Below are 14,942 nucleotides of genomic sequence, written 5' to 3'. Positions count from 1 at the left end.
CCGCGGTGTCGGGGCCGCCGCATTCGCTGGATCGAGTCAGCGCGAGACGGGGGCCACGACGGCCGCGCAGAGCCGCACCAGGTCCTCGGGTGCGAGCTCCAGGTCGAGACCGCGACGGCCCGCCGAGACGAGGATCGTCGCGTGCTCCGCGGCCGCGGCGTCCACCACCGTGGGCAGCTGCCGGCGCTGCCCGAGTGGCGAGATGCCGCCCACCACGTAGCCGGTGGCGCGCTCGGCGTCGGCCACCGGCGCCATCTCGGCGCGGGATCCGCCGACGGCGCGCGCCAGCGCCTTGAGGTCCAGCTGGCCCGTCACCGGCACCACCCCCACCGTCAGGTCGCCGTCGACGCGGGTGAGCAGGGTCTTGAACACCCGGGCCGGGTCGACTCCCAGAGCGGTGGCGGCCTCGAGGCCGTAGCTCTGCTGAGAACGAGGGTCGTGCTCGTAGGGGCGCACCGTGAAGGCCACCCCGGCGGCCGCGAGGACCCGCGTCGCGGGTGTGGCCGCGCCGCCGGGCGCGGCACCGCGCTTCTTCGTCATGCTGGTGCCCCCGGCAACCCGGATGCCTAGTTGGGCGACCAACGGGTGCGCGCCACCTCGGTGGCGGGCAGCGACGGGATCACGTTCATGGCGCGCAGCTCGGTGCGCAGCAGGTCGGTCACCAGCGCGAGCCGCTCGCCGGCGTCCTCGGCCTCCAGCAGCGCCTGCCGCTCGGTCATCGGCAGCGGCGAGCAGGCGGCGAGGGTCCACGAGAGGTACTCGGCGTCGCGGGGGAGCTGCCCGGAGTAGGGGTCGCTGGCGATCTGGGAAAGGGCCTGCCGGTAGGCGGTGAAGGTCGCCCGGGCGATCTCGAGCACCTCCTCCGGCACCGACTCGCTGCGCTCGGGGCGCTCGGTGACGTGGCCGACCGGGAACAACCCGGAGGTGTCGAGGTGGTCGAGCTGGATGCGGTCGAGCCCGACCGCCACGACCGAGAACGTCCCGTCGGGGTGGGACTCCAACTCGGTGAGTCGCACCCGGCAGCCCACCCGGAACAGCGACTGGGCGCCGTGGTCGCCCACCTCGTAGCCCTCGCGGATGGCGACCGAGCCGAAGACGCGCTCGGTCGGGTCCTCCACCCGCAGCAGGTGGTGCACCAGTGCCCGGTAGCGGTCCTCGAAGACGCGCAGCGGCACGCTGAGGCCGGGGAACAGCACCGAGTTCAGGGGGAACATCGGCAGGGGGTCGCTCACGTTCTCGAGCGTAGTGGCTGTTCGGTGGCAGGTCGGGCTGCCGCACGCGCGCCGACGGTCCGAGAGGTGCTGGGCCGCAGCGGTGAGGCACGGGTGGGGGGACTCACGTACCAGCGGGCGTCGCCGACTCGGGGGAGCGCCGGCCCGGCTCCTAGACTGGGGGCATGATCCGCCGCATCGACCTCCGCGGCACCACGCCTGAGGACTACCGCACCGTGGTGCCCCGCGCCGACTTCGACGTCGAGGCCGCCGTGCCCGCGGTGCATGCCATCTGCGAGGAGGTCCGCACCCGCGGGCTCGAGGCGATCACCGAGATGTCGGCGAAGTTCGACGGCGTCGAGCAGACCGACATCCGGGTGCCTGCCCACGCGCTGACCGAGGCGCTCGAGCAGCTGGACCCCGACATCCGCGCCGGGCTCGAGGAGTCGATCCGCCGGCTGCGCGCCACGAGCGAGAACGAGCTGGAGCGCGACGTCGTCACCGAGCTCGGCCCCGGTGCCGTGGTCACCCACCGCAAGCTGCCGATCGCCCGGGTGGGCCTCTACGTGCCGGGCGGCCTCGCGCCGCTGGTGAGCTCGGTGCTGATGAACGTGGTGCCGGCCCAGGTGGCCGGCGTCGGCTCCATCGCGCTGACCTCCACCCCGCAGAAGGAGTTCGGCGGTCTGCCGCACCCCACGATCCTGGCGGCCTGCGCGCTGCTGGGCATCGACGAGGTCTACGCCGTGGGCGGTGCCCAGGCGATCGCCATGTTCGCCTACGGGGTCGGTCCCTGCGCCAAGGTCGACCTGGTCACGGGTCCGGGCTCCATCTGGACCGTCACCGCGAAGCGCCTGCTCAAGGGGCAGGTCGGCATCGACTCCGAGGCGGGTCCCACCGAGATCGCCGTGCTGGCCGACCACACCGCCGACCCGGTCCACGTGGCCGCCGACCTGGTCAGCCAGGCCGAGCACGACCCTCTGGCGGGCTCGGTGCTGGTCACCCCGTCGGTCGAGCTGGCCGACGCCGTCGAGCGCGAGCTGGCCGTGCAGGTGCCGGCCACCAAGCACGCCGAGCGGGTCGGCACCGCCCTGGGCGGGTCGCAGTCCGGCATCGTGCTGGTCGACGACCTGGAGCAGGGTCTGCGCGCCGTCGACGCCTACGCCGCCGAGCACCTCGAGATCCAGACCGAGGATGCCGCGGCCTGGGCGGCGCGGGTCACCAACGCGGGCGCGATCTTCGTCGGCGCCCACGCCCCGGTCTCCCTGGGCGACTACTGCGCCGGCTCCAACCACGTGCTGCCCACGGGCGGGTGCGCCTGCCACAGCTCCGGGCTCTCGGTGCGCGCCTTCACCCGGTCGGTGCACGTCGTCGACTACTCGCGCGAGGCGCTCGCCGAGGTCGCCGACCACGTGGTCACGCTGGCCGAGGCCGAGGACCTGCCGGGCCACGGGGCCGCGGTCCGCGCGCGCTTCCGGGACTGACCGGGAGCCGTCATGACCTTTCCCCCGATCCGGGAGGAGCTGCGCGGCCTGACGCCGTACGGCGCCCCCCAGCTCGACGTGCCCGTCGCGCTCAACACCAACGAGAACCCCTACGGTCCCTCGCAGGCGTGCGCCGACGACATCGCCGACGCCGTCCGCGAGGCCGCGCTCGGGCTGCACCGCTACCCCGACCGCGAGCACGTCGCGCTGCGCGAGGCGCTGGCCGACTACCTCTCCCGCGACACCCCGCACGGCATCGAGCCCGCCCAGGTGTGGGCCGCCAACGGCTCCAACGAGGTGATGCTGCAGCTGCTGCAGGCCTTCGGCGGGCCCGGGCGCACCGCGCTCAGCTTCGCGCCCACCTACTCGATGTACCCCGAGTACGCCCGCGACTCCAGCACGCGCTGGGTGCAGGGGCGGCGCCGCGAGGACTTCTCGCTCGACCTCGACGCCGCCCGTGCGCTGGTCGAGGCCGAGCAGCCGCACGTCGTGTTCCTGCCCTCGCCCAACAACCCCACCGGCACCGCGCTGGACCCCGCCGTCATCGGTGAGCTCTGCGCGGCGGTGGGGGAGCGCGGCGTCGTCGTCGTCGACGAGGCCTACGGCGAGTTCCGGCGTGCGGGCACCCCCTCGGCGCTCGAGCTGCTGCCCACTCACCGCAACCTGGTGGTCACGCGCACGATGAGCAAGGCGTTCGCGGCCGCCGGCCTGCGGCTGGGCTACCTGGCCGCCGACCCGGCCATCTGCGACGCGATCCGCGTCGTGCGCCTGCCCTACCACCTCAGTGCGGTCACGCAGGCGACGGCGCTCGCGGCGCTGCGCCACGCTCCCGAGCTGCTCGGCAGGGTGGCCGACCTGCGCGGCGAGCGCGACGCCACCGTCGCCTGGCTGCGCGAGCAGGGCTGGCAGGTGGCCGACTCCGACGCCAACTTCGCACTCTTCGGCACCTTCGCGGACCGGCACGCCGTCTGGCAGGGTCTGCTCGAGCAGGGCGTGCTGGTGCGCGAGGTCGGCCCGCCGGGGTGGCTGCGGGTGTCGATCGGGACGCCCGCCGAGATGACCGCGTTCCGCGACGCGCTGGTGCACGTGACCGCGCAGATCACCAAGGAGAACCGATGAGCGAGCAGATCCGACCGGCCCGCACCGCGCGTCTCGAGCGGCAGACCAAGGAGTCGAAGGTCGTCGTCGAGGTCGACCTGGACGGCACCGGCCGTCACGAGATCTCCACCGGCGTCGGTTTCTACGACCACATGCTCACCGCGTTCGCGCGGCACGCGCTGGTGGACCTGGTGGTGCAGACCGAGGGCGACACCCACATCGACGCCCACCACACCGTCGAGGACACCGCCATCGTGCTCGGCCAGGCGCTGCGCGAGGCGCTCGGCGACAAGGCAGGCACCCGCCGGTTCGGCGACGCCACCGTGCCGCTCGACGAGGCGCTGGTGCAGGCCGTCGTCGACATCTCCGGGCGGCCCTACTGCGTGCACACCGGCGAGCCCGAGGGGCAGCAGTACGTCCAGCTCGGCGGCACCACGCCCGCCTACCTGGGCTCGCTGACCCAGCACGTCTTCGAGACCATCGCCTTCCACGCCCACCTGGCGCTGCACGTGCGCGTGCTCGCCGGCCGCGAGCCGCACCACATCGTGGAGACGCAGTTCAAGGCGTTCGCGCGGGCGTTCCGCGACGCGATCGCCTTCGACCCGCGCGAGACGGGCGTCCCCTCCACCAAGGGTGCGCTCTGAGCGGCGCGGGCACCGCCGGCGGGCCGCGCGTCGTCGTCCTGGACTACGGGTCGGGCAACCTGCGCTCGGTGGTGCGCGCCGTCGAGCGCGCCGGCGCGCAGGTGGAGCTGACCGGCGACTTCCAGACCGCGCTGGACGCCGACGGGCTCGTCGTGCCCGGTGTCGGTGCGTTCGAGGCGTGCATGCAGGGTCTGCGCGCCATCAAGGGCGAGCGGATCATCGGACGCCGCCTCGCCGGCGGCCGCCCGGTGCTCGGCATCTGCGTGGGCATGCAGGTGCTCTTCGAGCGCGGGGTCGAGCACGGCGTCGAGACCGAGGGCTGCGACGAGTGGCCCGGCCTCGTCGAGCGCCTGCAGGCGCCCGTGGTGCCGCACATGGGCTGGAACACCGTCGATGCTCCCGAGAGCACCGCTCTGTTCAACGGCATCGAGGGCGAGCGGTTCTACTTCGTGCACTCCTACGGCGTCCGCGACTGGACGTTGCAGACCAACGACCGCACCCGCGCACCGCTGGTCACCTGGGCGGAGCACGGCGGCGACCGCTTCGTCGCCGCCGTCGAGAACGGGCCGCTGTGCGCCACCCAGTTCCACCCCGAGAAGTCCGGCGACGCCGGCGCCGCCCTGCTCCGCAACTGGATCGGAACCCTGTGAGCACCTACCTGCAGCTCCTGCCCGCCGTCGACATCACCGAGGGGCAGGCCGTGCAGCTGGCCCAGGGCGTGGCCGGCTCCGAGCGCACCTACGGCGACCCCGTCGCCGCGGCCCGGCGCTGGCAGGACGCCGGCGCCGAGTGGCTGCACCTCGTGGACCTCGACGCCGCCTTCGGCCGCGGCAGCAACCGCGAGCTCCAGGCGCAGATCGTCGGCGCGCTCGACATCGACGTGGAGATGAGCGGCGGCATCCGCGACGACGAGTCGCTGGCCGCCGCGCTGGCCACCGGCTGCCGCCGCGTCAACATCGGCACCGCCGCCCTGGAGTCGCCCGAGTGGTGCGCCCGGATCATCGCCGAGCACGGCGATCGGATCGCCATCGGCCTCGACGTGCGCGGCCGCACCCTCGCCGCGCGCGGCTGGACCCGTGAGGGGGGCGACCTCTACGAGACTCTCGCCCGTCTGGACGGCGAGGGGTGCGCGCGCTACGTCGTCACCGACGTCAACAAGGACGGCATGCTCGCCGGGCCCAACCTGCAGCTGCTGCGCGACGTCTGCGCCGTGACCGACGCCCCCGTGATCGCCTCGGGCGGGGTCACCACGCTCGAGGACATCCGCGCGCTGATGGACCTGGTGCCCGATGGCGTCGAGGGCGCCATCGCCGGGACCGCGCTCTACGAGGGCCGCTTCACGCTCGAGGACGCGCTGGCGCTGACCAAGGGCGCGCCGTGACGCTCGCGGTGCGGGTGATCCCGTGCCTCGACGTCGACGGCGGGCGCGTCGTCAAGGGGGTCAACTTCCTCGAGCTGCGCGACGCCGGCGACCCGGTCGAGCTGGCGCGGATCTACGACGCCGAGGGGGCCGACGAGCTGACCTTCCTCGACATCTCCGCCTCGCACGAGCAGCGTGCGACGACGATGGAGATCGTCTCGCGCACCGCCGAGGAGGTCTTCATCCCCCTCACGGTCGGCGGGGGAGTCGGCTCGGTCGACGACGTCGACCGGCTGCTGCGCGCCGGCGCCGACAAGGTCGCCGTCAACACCGCCGCCATCCGCCGCCCGCAGCTGGTGGCCGAGATCGCGCAGCGCTTCGGCAACCAGGTGCTGGTGCTCTCGGTCGACGCCCGCCGCACCACCGGCCCGGCCAGCACCGACTCGGGCTTCGAGGTCACCACCCACGGCGGCCGCCAGTCCGCGGGCCTCGACGCCGTGGCCTGGGCCCAGCAGGCCGCCGAGCTCGGAGCCGGCGAGATCCTGCTCAACGCCATGGATGCCGACGGCACCCGCGACGGCTTCGACCTCGCGCTGATCGAGGCGGTGCGCGCCGTCGTCGACATCCCGGTGATCGCGTCGGGCGGTGCGGGTTCCGTCGACCACTTCGCCCCCGCCGTCGACGCCGGCGCCGACGCCGTGCTGGCGGCCTCGGTGTTCCACTTCGGCCAGCTGCGGATCGCCGACGTCAAGGCCGGCCTGGCCTCCGCGGGTCACCCGGTGCGCTGAGGCGCGGACTGTCGCTGGGGGCCAAGTCTGGTCCGGGTGACCCGGTCGAGCGGCGGGCGGCTAGCGCCGGTCGATCCCGTCGAGGTGGAGGACGCCGTCCTCGCCGTACTTGGCCGCCATGGCCTCGGGACCCTTGGTGATCAGCTGGGCGAGGTTGGCGGCGTGGCCGTGCCCCAGCCCGTGCTCGGTCTTGAGCCAGGCGATGACCTCGGCGGCCTTCGCCCGGTCGAGGCCGCGCTCGTGGGCGAGGTCGAGGAACTGCCGCGGGGTGGTGCCGGTCTTGCGCTCGGCGTTGTCGAGGTAGGTCTGGAAGCCGCTCATGCAGGTGTGGACCGGGCTCGGTGGCCGGACTCATCGCACGGCGTGCACCTCCGGGTGGGATTTCCCCGGTCGGCCGGGGACTGTGCCGCTTGTCGGCCTGGATATTGGCCGACAAGTGACGAGATACCCGGTCAGCAGGGAAGACCTGAGGCTGCTGAAGCGCGTGTGACGACCCGCCGCGCCGACCCGCTACCGCAGGTCCTGGCGCCGCACGACGACCTCGCGCAGGATCAGCAGGACGGCGGCTGCGGTGGGGACCGCGAGGAGGGCACCGACGACGCCCAGGAGGGCGGCACCGGTGATGGCGGCGATCACGATCACCGAGCCCGGCACGTCGACGGACTTGCCCATCACCCGCGGGTAGAGGACGTAGTTCTCGAACTGCTGGTAGGCGATGTAGAAGACCGCGCAGATGATGCCGGTCTTGACGTCGGTGGCGAACCCGATGGCGGTGACGATGACGGCGCCGAGGGTGGCGCCGATCATCGGGATGACGTCGAGCAGCGCCACGACGAACGCCAGTGCGACGGCGTACTCGGCCAGGCCCACGAACAGCAGGAAGACCAGCGAGGTGAGACCGGCGGTGGTGGCCACCACGAAGGCCCCGGCCACGTAGCCGCCCACGTTGTCGATGACCTTGTTGCCGAGCTTGCTCACCCGGTCGCGGCGCGAGGCGGGGGCCAGCTGGTAGAGCGCGTTCTTGGTGATCTCGAGCGAGGAGAGGAAGTACAGCGTCAGCACGAAGATGATGAAGGCGTTGAAAAGCGCGGAGATGAGCAGCAGGCCGATGCCGAGGACGCCGCCGAACAGGCTGCTGATGAAGTCGCCGTTGGCGACGAACTCCTGGATCCTGTCGAGCACGTCGTACTGCTCGTTGAGGCGCTGGACCTGCTCGTTCTCCTGCAGCTGCCCGAGCCAGAACGGCACGTTGAGGGTCAGGCTGCGGACCTGGTCGGTGATCACCGGCACGATCGCGGTCACGAACAGGGTGAGGGCGCCGAGCACGCCGAGGATGACGACGAGCACCGACCAGGAGCGGGGCAGACCGCGCCGCTCGAGGAAGACGACCGCGGGGTTGAGACCGCAGGCCAGGAACAGGCTGACGACGATGAGCAGCAGCACCGAGCCGATGCTGGTGACCGCCAGGTAGAGGAACCACGCCAGCAGCGCCCCGAGGCCGAAGACGAAGCCGAAGTAGAACGGCGAGTGCCGCTCGAAGGGGGCTCCGGGCTCGCCGAAGTCCTCGGGCTGGATGTCGGTGGGGCGCGGAACCGGCGGCTGGGTGAGGGCCTCGGCGGCCACCACGTCGTCGTCGGGTGCGGGGAGGGCGTCGGCGGCCGGTGACCCGGGCCGCTCGGCGCCCGCCCCGCCGCTCAACTCTCGTCCTCGGCGAACCCGGCGACGACGTCGCGCAGCGAGGCCAACTGGGCGGTGATGGCGTCGCGGCGCTTGGTGAGCCGGTCCAGCTCGGCGCGGACGGCGGCGACCTCGCGCTGCAGGTCGGCGTCGCCCGAGGCGCGGGTGGCCTCGGCCTGCGTCTGCGCGGAGGCGACGACCTGCTCGGCCTCGCGACGGGCCCGGTTGAGCATGGCCTCGGACTCGGCCTTGACCGAGGCGCGCGCCTCGGCTGCCTGCTTGGCGGCCTCGCTGGCGCGCTCCTCGGCGGCGGCGGCGCGCTGCTCGGCCTCCTCGACCAGGCGGGAGGTCTCGGCGACGGCGCTGTTGTGGTGGTCGGTCGCCTCGCGCGCCAGGCGCTCCTTCTCGACGGCGAGCGTGCGCCGGGCCTCCTGCACCTCCCGGTCGGCGGCGGCACGCAGCTGCTCGGCCTCGCGGGTGGCGGAGGTGCGCAGGCTGGTGGTCTCCTGCTGCGCGGCCAGGCGCACCTGGTCGGCCTCGCGCTTGGCGGAGGCGCGCATGTCCTCGGCCTCGCTGCGGGCCAGGCTGCGCTCCTGCTCGGCGTCGGCGATCAGGCGGGCGCGGTGCTCGTCGAGCTCGCGCAGCTGGACCACCCGCATGTCCTCGGCCTCGCGCTTGGCGTCGGACCGGATCGCGGAGGCGTCCCGGCCGGCCTGGGTGCGGATCTCCTCGGCCTCGCGCTGGGCGGTGGCCCGGATCTCGTCGGCCTCCTCCTCGGCCAGCCGCAGCATGGCGCTCGCGCGCCCGCCGAGCCCGGCATAGGTGGGGTTCTCGAGCTCGGAGATCTCCTTGCGCGCGGCCTCGAGCTCACCCTGCAGGGCGCTCACGCGCTCCTCGGTCTCGGCCATCCGGGCGGCCAGCGCGGCCTTGTCGCCGCTGAGCTCGCGGATCCGCGCGTCGACGGCGGCGCGGTCGTAACCGCCGCGCCGCACCACCGGAAGCGCCTCGGTGGCGGCGGGGGGCAGCGGGGCCCGGGTGGGGGCGGCGGCCGGCCGCCCCGGCGCGGTGCGGGCGGTGCCTCCCGATCCGCCGGCGGTGGCGGACGACGGCGGCGGCGGGATGACCGGCCGCGCGCCGGAGCCCCCGGAGGCGCGCGGCGGCGCGGGCTCGTCGGGGACGACGGGGATGACCTGGGTCGGCTCGCCCTCGCCGCCGGTGGAGCCGGGACGGCGGGCGTCGTCGTCGGGCTGGTCGTCGAAGATGGACAGACCCTGGTCGCTCATGGGTGGAGTACCTCGCATCGGGTGGACGTCGGTCGGTCGGGTGCTGGTGCTGGCTGGTGCTGACTGGTCTGTGGGGGCCGGTGGTGACCGGGGTGCCCATCATGTCCGATGCCGGGGCCCACCACGACCCAGCGACACCGCGTGGTCGACGAGTGTGACGAACCCCGTGACGAGCACCGGTCCGCCGACCCGCGACGCAGACCGGCCCACCACGGAAGACGTGGTGGGCCGGTGGGAAGTTGCCGCCGCGGGGCAGTGATCCGCGAGGAGGGGAGTGAGGTGTCACACACCCCGGAAGCGGTTGATGGCCTCGAGGTGGGTGGCGCGCATCTCGTCGTTGCGCACGCCCATGCCCTCCTCGGGTGCCAGGCACAGCACGCCGACCTTGCCCTGGTGCGCGTTGCGGTGCACGTCGAGGGTGGCCTGGCCGACCTCGTCGAGGCTGTAGGTGCGCGAGAGGGTCGGGTGGATCTTGCCCTGCGCGACGAGGCGGTTGGCCTCCCACGACTCGCGGTAGTTGGCGAAGTGGCTGGAGATGATCCGCTTGAGGTTCATCCACAGGTAGCGGTTGTCGTACTGGTGCATGTAGCCGCTGGTGGAGGCGCAGGTGGTGATGGTGCCGCCCTTGCGGGTCACGAACACCGAGGCGCCGAAGGTCTCGCGGCCGGGGTGCTCGAAGACGATGTCGATGTCCTCGCCGCCGGTGAGCTCGCGGATCTTCCTGCCGAACCGCAGCCACTCCTTGGGGTCCTGGTTGTGCTCGTCCTTCCAGAACCGGTAGTTCTCCTCCGAGCGGTTGATGATGTGCTCGGCACCCATGCTGCGGCAGATCTCGGCCTTCTCCTCGTTGGAGACCACGCAGATCGGGGTGCCGCCGCCGTTGAGCACGTACTGGGTGGCGAAGCCGCCGAGGCCGCCGGAGGCGCCCCAGATCAGCACGTTGTCGCCCTGCTTCATGTTGCCGCCGTTCTTGCTGACCAGCTGGCGGTAGGCGGTGCAGTTGACCAGACCGGGGGAGGCGGCCTCCTCCCAGGTGAGGTGCTCGGGCTTGGGCATCAGCTGGTTGGCCTTGACCATCGCCACCTCGGCGAGCCCGCCGAAGTTGGTCTCGAAGCCCCAGATGCGCTGCTCGGGGTCCATCATCGTGTCGTCGTGGCCGTCGGCGGCCTCGAGCTCGACCGAGAGGCAGTGCGCCACGACGCGGTCGCCCGGCTTCCACTTGGTCACGCCGGGGCCGGTGCGCAGCACGACGCCGGAGAGGTCGGAGCCCACGATGTGGTAGGGCAGGTCGTGGCGCTTGGTCAGCTCGGAGAGGCGGCCGTAGCGCTCGAGGAAGCCGAAGGTGGAGACGGGCTCGAAGATGGAGGTCCACACGGTGTTGTAGTTGATCGCCGAGGCCATCACGCCGACGAACACCTCGCCGGGACCCAGCTCGGGCAGGGCCACCTCGTCGACGTGCAGGGACTTGCGGGGGTCCTTGTCGCGCGACTCCTGCCCCTGGAACATCTCCACCTCGTCCTTGCGCACCACCGCGGCGCGGTAGGACTCCGGGAGAGCCAGGGACGCGAAGTCCTCGGAGGTGGCGTCATCGGCGGTGATGGCGTCGAGGATGTGCTGCACGGAGATCTCCTTGAGGTAGGTCAACGAGTGCGGGTCCGGGGTGCGGTCAGCGAAAGGTACCGGTCGGTAACGGTGCGTGGCAGCCGGTGTGCGCTACTTCTCACGCGCGGCCGGCCTCACCGGTAGGGCCAGGCGAGGGTGCCCGTGCGCAGGCGCTCCTCGGCGAGCACGGTGCCGAGCTCGTGCCGCTCGTGGGCGTGGCGCGCGTAGTGGGCGACGGCGGCGCCGATCACCAACCGTGAGGTCCCGTAGGCGCCCACCGGGAGCCTGACCGGTCGGGCGCGAGCCGCACGGAGGTCCAGCTGGGCGCGGCGCGCGGCCACCGGCCACGGGTGGTCCTCCCAGCGCAGGCGCGTGCGGTGCAGCAGACCGCGGACGACGACGCCGTCGGCGTCCAGTGCGACGTGCGGCAGTGCCGGTCGCGCCCACCGCCCCAGGCGCAGGTTGACCAGGACCCCGACCAGGAACAGCACCAGCCAGAACCCCAGGCCCAGGGCGACGCCCAGGGCCACGGAGCCCTCGGCACCCACGGTCACCGCGACGGTGAAGGCGGTCCAGATGCCGATGACCACCACCAGCGTGAGGCTGGTGGCGACCGGCCGCCACCAGGCCGAGGTGAAGACGAGCGCGGGTGGCGGTCCGGAGGTCGAGACCAGCCCGCGCACGCGCACGCGCCGCTCGTCGAACGCCAGCCAGCCGGGGACCGAGAGCGCCAGGCAGATCGCCGAGAGGCCGGCCACCGGCGCCACGTCCTGGGGGACGAGCACCCAGATCACCCACAGCGCCACCGCGAACCCGGTGAAGAGGGGGCCGCCACCGAGCAGCTTCCAGTGGTGGTCGCGCCACAGCCACGCGGGCGGCAGCTCGGCGGAGGTGATGCGGTGGGGCAGGCTCATCCGACGCGCAGGTGGCGGGGGCCGGTCAGTGCGACGACGCGGCCGGCTCGACGAGCTCGACCAGCACCCCGCCGGCGTCCTTGGGGTGCACGAAGTTGATGCGCGAGTCCGAGGTGCCGCGCTTGGGGGCGTCGTAGAGCATCCGCAGCCCGCGCTCGCGCAGCAGCGCGCTGGCCTGCTCGACGTCGGTCACCCGGTAGGCCACCTGCTGGCAGCCGGGGCCGTTGCGGTCGATGAACTTCGCGATCGTGGAGCTCTCGGAGAGCGGGGCCAGCAGCTGGACGTGGGAGCCGGAGTCGCCGACCGCCATCATGGCCTCGCGGACGCCCTGCTCCTCGTTGACCTCCTCGTGCGCCAGGCGCATGCCGAAGGTGTCGCGGTAGAAGGCGATCGCCTCGTCGAGGTCGGGCACCGCCATGCCCACGTGGTCGATGGCGGTGAACAGGTGCTCGGGCAGGTCCAGGGGCGCGCTCATGGCGCACATGCTGGTACGCGCCGCCCGGCGGCGCGAGCCGGTGTGACATGTGCCGCACGCCGTGGCCGCGGACACCCTCGCGCCCGATGTGACTCGTCGGTATCGTCCGAAGCCAGTCGACCGCGGTACTGCCGCACCACCCTGGAGGCACCCATGTCCGGATCCGTCATCGTCGCCGGCGCTCGCACGCCGATCGGCCGCCTGCTCGGCGGCCTCAAGAGCCTCTCCGCCGCCGACCTCGGCGGCGTCGCCATCAAGGGCGCCCTGGAGAAGGCCGGCGTCGCCGCCGACGCCGTCGAGTACCTGATCATGGGCCAGGTCATCCTGGCCGGCGCCGGCCAGAACCCGGCTCGCGCGGCCGGCATCGCCGGCGGGCTGCCCGCCTCGGTGCCCTCGATCACCATCAACAAGGTGTGCCTCTCGGGCCTCAACGCCATCGCCACCGCCGACCAGATGATCCGCGCCGGCGAGGCCGACATCATCGTGGCCGGCGGCATGGAGTCGATGACCAACGCCCCGCACCTGCTGCCCAAGAGCCGCGAGGGCTTCAAGTACGGCGACACCGCGCTCGTGGACTCGATGGCCTACGACGCCCTGTTCGACCAGGCCACCCAGCAGGCGATGGGCGCGCTCACCGAGCAGTGCAACGCCGCCACCAACCAGTTCACCCGCGAGGAGCAGGACGCCTTCGCCGCGGGCTCTCACCAGAAGGCCGCCGAGGGCTGGAAGAACGGCGTCTTCGACGAGGAGGTCGTGCCCGTCTCGATCCCGCAGCGCAAGGGCGACCCCGTCGTCGTCAGCCAGGACGAGGGCGTGCGCGGCGACACCACCGCCGAGTCGCTCGGCGGTCTGCGCCCCGCGTTCGCCAAGGACGGCACCATCACCGCCGGCACCTCCTCGCAGATCTCCGACGGCGCCTGCGCCGTGGTCGTCATGAGCAAGGCCAAGGCCGAGGAGCTGGGCCTGGAGTGGCTGGCGGAGATCGGTGCCCACGGCATGGTCGCCGGTCCCGACTCCACCCTGCAGCTGCAGCCGGCCAACGCCACCGCCAAGGCGTGCGCCAAGGAGGGCATCGACCCCGCGGACCTCGACCTGGTGGAGTTCAACGAGGCCTTCGCCGCCGTCGGCATCGCCTCCGCGCGCGAGCTGGGCCTCGACGACGAGTTGGTCAACGTCAACGGCGGCGCCATCGCGCTCGGCCACCCCGTCGGCATGTCGGGCGCCCGCGTGGTCCTGCACCTCGCGCTCGAGCTCAAGCGCCGTGGCGGCGGCGTCGGTGCGGCCGCGCTGTGCGGCGGCGGCGGTCAGGGTGACGCGCTCATCGTCAAGGTGCCCTCTGCCTGAGCAGGGCGTCGGCACCCGCGAGCAGGGCCGCTCGGGCTCGGGGAGCCGACGCCGGCAGGTGTCGGTCCCCGAGCTCGTCGATCAGGCGCGCGCGGGGCGCTCCCGCGCCGTCGGCCGGCTGATCTCGCTGGTCGAGGACTCCTCGCCCCTGCTGCGCGAGGTGATGGCGGCGCTGGCCCCGCACGGCGGCCACGCCCAGGTCGTGGGCATCACCGGCTCGCCCGGCGTCGGCAAGTCCACCACCACCAACGCGCTGGTGGGGGCCCTGCGCGCTGCCGGCCGGCGGGTGGGCGTGCTCGCGGTCGACCCCTCCTCGCCGTTCTCCGGCGGGGCCCTGCTGGGCGACCGGATCCGGATGCAGGACCACGCCTCCGACCCCGGCGTGTTCATCCGCTCCATGGCCTCGCGCGGGCACCTCGGCGGCCTCGCCTGGTCGACGCCGCAGGCGCTGCGCGTGCTCGACGCCGCCGGCTACGACGTCGTGCTCGTGGAGACCGTCGGCGTGGGCCAGAGCGAGGTCGACGTGGCGGCCCTGGCCGACACCACGATGGTGCTGCTGGCCCCCGGCATGGGCGACGGCATCCAGGCCGCCAAGGCCGGCATCCTGGAGATCGGTGATCTCTACGTGGTCAACAAGGCCGACCGCGACGGCGCCGACCGGGTGCGCCGCGAGCTGCGCGGCATGCTGGCGCTCGGCCAGCGCCGACCCGACGCCTGGCAGCCGCCGATCCTGCCCACCGTCGCCCAGACCGGCCAGGGCATCGAGGACGTGGTCGCCGCCCTGGGCGAGCATCGCACCCACCTGGAGGCCACCGGCGAGCTGCAGCGACGCCGCGAGCGCCGCGCCCGCGAGGAGGTCGAGGCCATCGCCGTCACCGCGCTGCGGCAGCGCTGGGGGCGCCTGCAGGGCCGCGCCGACCTCGACGAGCTGGCGGCCGACGTCGTCGCCGGGCGCACCGATCCCTACGCCGCCGCGGACGCCCTGGTCGCCGCGGTCACGCGGGCGGGCGAGTCCGCCCCGGCCTGAGCTGGGCCGAGCCGACCTGAGCGCGCCTCCCACGACCG

Annotated in this window: 16 protein-coding genes; 8 read left to right on the top strand and 8 right to left on the bottom strand. The window is 73.2% G+C overall.

Annotated elements, in window-relative coordinates; translation table 11 throughout:
- Window positions 1–36: 36 nt before the first annotated feature.
- Both ybaK and ABD948_RS17715 read right to left on the bottom strand, forming a co-directional pair.
- Window positions 37–540, bottom strand: coding sequence for a Cys-tRNA(Pro) deacylase (ybaK, locus tag ABD948_RS17720; RefSeq protein WP_345268317.1), 504 nt, complete (start codon window positions 538–540; stop codon window positions 37–39).
- A 26-nt stretch (window positions 541–566) separates the two neighbouring features.
- Entirely contained in the window at window positions 567–1,232 is a 666-nt protein-coding gene (locus ABD948_RS17715; protein ID WP_345268315.1) for an LON peptidase substrate-binding domain-containing protein, read from the bottom strand.
- Between the two features lie 164 nt (window positions 1,233–1,396).
- On the opposite strand from ABD948_RS17715, the gene hisD reads away from it, so the two are divergent.
- From hisD to hisF, 6 genes are read left to right on the top strand one after another with little or no spacing between them, the layout of a single operon-like run.
- A complete protein-coding gene (hisD, locus tag ABD948_RS17710) occupies window positions 1,397–2,692 on the top strand; it encodes a histidinol dehydrogenase (protein ID WP_345268313.1) in 1,296 nt (431 codons plus the stop codon).
- Between the two features lie 12 nt (window positions 2,693–2,704).
- Window positions 2,705–3,811, top strand: a complete 1,107-nt coding sequence (locus tag ABD948_RS17705; RefSeq protein ID WP_345268311.1) for a histidinol-phosphate transaminase — start codon at window positions 2,705–2,707, stop codon at window positions 3,809–3,811.
- Window positions 3,808–4,434, top strand: a complete 627-nt coding sequence (gene hisB / locus ABD948_RS17700; protein ID WP_345268309.1) for an imidazoleglycerol-phosphate dehydratase HisB — start codon at window positions 3,808–3,810, stop codon at window positions 4,432–4,434. Before ABD948_RS17705 ends, hisB begins: the two co-directional genes overlap by 4 nt.
- Window positions 4,431–5,084: an imidazole glycerol phosphate synthase subunit HisH gene (gene hisH, locus ABD948_RS17695; RefSeq protein WP_345270353.1), complete on the top strand. Its 654-nt coding sequence runs from the start codon at window positions 4,431–4,433 to the stop codon at window positions 5,082–5,084. The genes hisB and hisH overlap by 4 nt, the downstream gene beginning before the upstream one ends.
- Window positions 5,081–5,815, top strand: a complete 735-nt coding sequence (gene priA / locus ABD948_RS17690; RefSeq protein WP_345268307.1) for a bifunctional 1-(5-phosphoribosyl)-5-((5-phosphoribosylamino)methylideneamino)imidazole-4-carboxamide isomerase/phosphoribosylanthranilate isomerase PriA — start codon at window positions 5,081–5,083, stop codon at window positions 5,813–5,815. Before hisH ends, priA begins: the two co-directional genes overlap by 4 nt.
- Entirely contained in the window at window positions 5,812–6,582 is a 771-nt protein-coding gene (gene hisF, locus ABD948_RS17685) for an imidazole glycerol phosphate synthase subunit HisF (protein WP_345268305.1), read from the top strand. The genes priA and hisF overlap by 4 nt, the downstream gene beginning before the upstream one ends.
- 60 nt (window positions 6,583–6,642) lie before the next feature.
- Here the strand turns inward: hisF and ABD948_RS17680 are convergent, their stop codons facing one another.
- The 6 genes from ABD948_RS17680 to mce all read right to left on the bottom strand — a co-directional run bounded on the left by ABD948_RS17680 (window position 6,643) and on the right by mce (window position 12,542).
- Window positions 6,643–6,903 (bottom strand): DUF4287 domain-containing protein, encoded by a 261-nt coding sequence (locus tag ABD948_RS17680; RefSeq protein WP_345268303.1) that lies wholly within the window; start codon window positions 6,901–6,903, stop codon window positions 6,643–6,645.
- A 189-nt stretch (window positions 6,904–7,092) separates the two neighbouring features.
- Window positions 7,093–8,280: an AI-2E family transporter gene (locus ABD948_RS17675; RefSeq protein ID WP_345268301.1), complete on the bottom strand. Its 1,188-nt coding sequence runs from the start codon at window positions 8,278–8,280 to the stop codon at window positions 7,093–7,095.
- Complete coding sequence (locus ABD948_RS17670) at window positions 8,277–9,542, bottom strand: coiled-coil domain-containing protein (RefSeq protein WP_345268299.1); 1,266 nt, start codon at window positions 9,540–9,542, stop codon at window positions 8,277–8,279. Before ABD948_RS17670 ends, ABD948_RS17675 begins: the two co-directional genes overlap by 4 nt.
- Window positions 9,543–9,824: 282 nt before the next feature.
- Complete coding sequence (gene ccrA / locus ABD948_RS17665) at window positions 9,825–11,162, bottom strand: crotonyl-CoA carboxylase/reductase (RefSeq protein WP_345268297.1); 1,338 nt, start codon at window positions 11,160–11,162, stop codon at window positions 9,825–9,827.
- 116 nt (window positions 11,163–11,278) lie between these two features.
- Window positions 11,279–12,058, bottom strand: coding sequence for a hypothetical protein (locus ABD948_RS17660; RefSeq protein WP_345268295.1), 780 nt, complete (start codon window positions 12,056–12,058; stop codon window positions 11,279–11,281).
- Window positions 12,059–12,083: 25 nt separating this feature from the next.
- Complete coding sequence (gene mce / locus ABD948_RS17655) at window positions 12,084–12,542, bottom strand: methylmalonyl-CoA epimerase (protein WP_425576631.1); 459 nt, start codon at window positions 12,540–12,542, stop codon at window positions 12,084–12,086.
- Between the two features lie 144 nt (window positions 12,543–12,686).
- Here mce and ABD948_RS17650 point away from each other — a divergent pair, with 144 nt between their 5' ends.
- Window positions 12,687–13,877, top strand: a complete 1,191-nt coding sequence (locus ABD948_RS17650) for an acetyl-CoA C-acetyltransferase (RefSeq protein WP_345268291.1) — start codon at window positions 12,687–12,689, stop codon at window positions 13,875–13,877.
- A gap of 58 nt (window positions 13,878–13,935) precedes the next feature.
- Window positions 13,936–14,904 carry a methylmalonyl Co-A mutase-associated GTPase MeaB gene (gene meaB, locus ABD948_RS17645; protein WP_345268289.1) on the top strand — a complete coding sequence of 323 codons (969 nt, stop codon included), beginning with the start codon at window positions 13,936–13,938 and terminating at the stop codon, window positions 14,902–14,904.
- Window positions 14,905–14,942: the final 38 nt, after the last annotated feature.

It is taken from the genome of Nocardioides nanhaiensis (genome assembly GCF_039542785.1).
GTDB classification, from domain to species: Bacteria; Actinomycetota; Actinomycetes; order Propionibacteriales; family Nocardioidaceae; genus Nocardioides; species Nocardioides nanhaiensis.
The sequence above is the reverse complement of the archived record's forward strand: the minus strand, read 5'-3'. Positions and strand labels throughout refer to the sequence as shown.

Excerpts from the sequence above, each read along its gene's own strand:
- ybaK (WP_345268317.1), bottom strand. The coding sequence starts at position 540 with ATGACGAAGAAGCGCGGTGCCGCGCCCGGCGGCGCGGCCACACCCGCG.
- hisD (WP_345268313.1), top strand. The coding sequence starts at position 1,397 with ATGATCCGCCGCATCGACCTCCGCGGCACCACGCCTGAGGACTACCGC.
- ABD948_RS17705 (WP_345268311.1), top strand. The coding sequence starts at position 2,705 with ATGACCTTTCCCCCGATCCGGGAGGAGCTGCGCGGCCTGACGCCGTAC.
- hisB (WP_345268309.1), top strand. The coding sequence starts at position 3,808 with ATGAGCGAGCAGATCCGACCGGCCCGCACCGCGCGTCTCGAGCGGCAG.
- ABD948_RS17680 (WP_345268303.1), bottom strand. The coding sequence starts at position 6,903 with ATGAGCGGCTTCCAGACCTACCTCGACAACGCCGAGCGCAAGACCGGC.
- ABD948_RS17670 (WP_345268299.1), bottom strand. The coding sequence starts at position 9,542 with ATGAGCGACCAGGGTCTGTCCATCTTCGACGACCAGCCCGACGACGAC.
- ABD948_RS17660 (WP_345268295.1), bottom strand. The coding sequence starts at position 12,058 with ATGAGCCTGCCCCACCGCATCACCTCCGCCGAGCTGCCGCCCGCGTGG.
- mce (WP_425576631.1), bottom strand. The coding sequence starts at position 12,542 with ATGTGCGCCATGAGCGCGCCCCTGGACCTGCCCGAGCACCTGTTCACC.
- ABD948_RS17650 (WP_345268291.1), top strand. The coding sequence starts at position 12,687 with ATGTCCGGATCCGTCATCGTCGCCGGCGCTCGCACGCCGATCGGCCGC.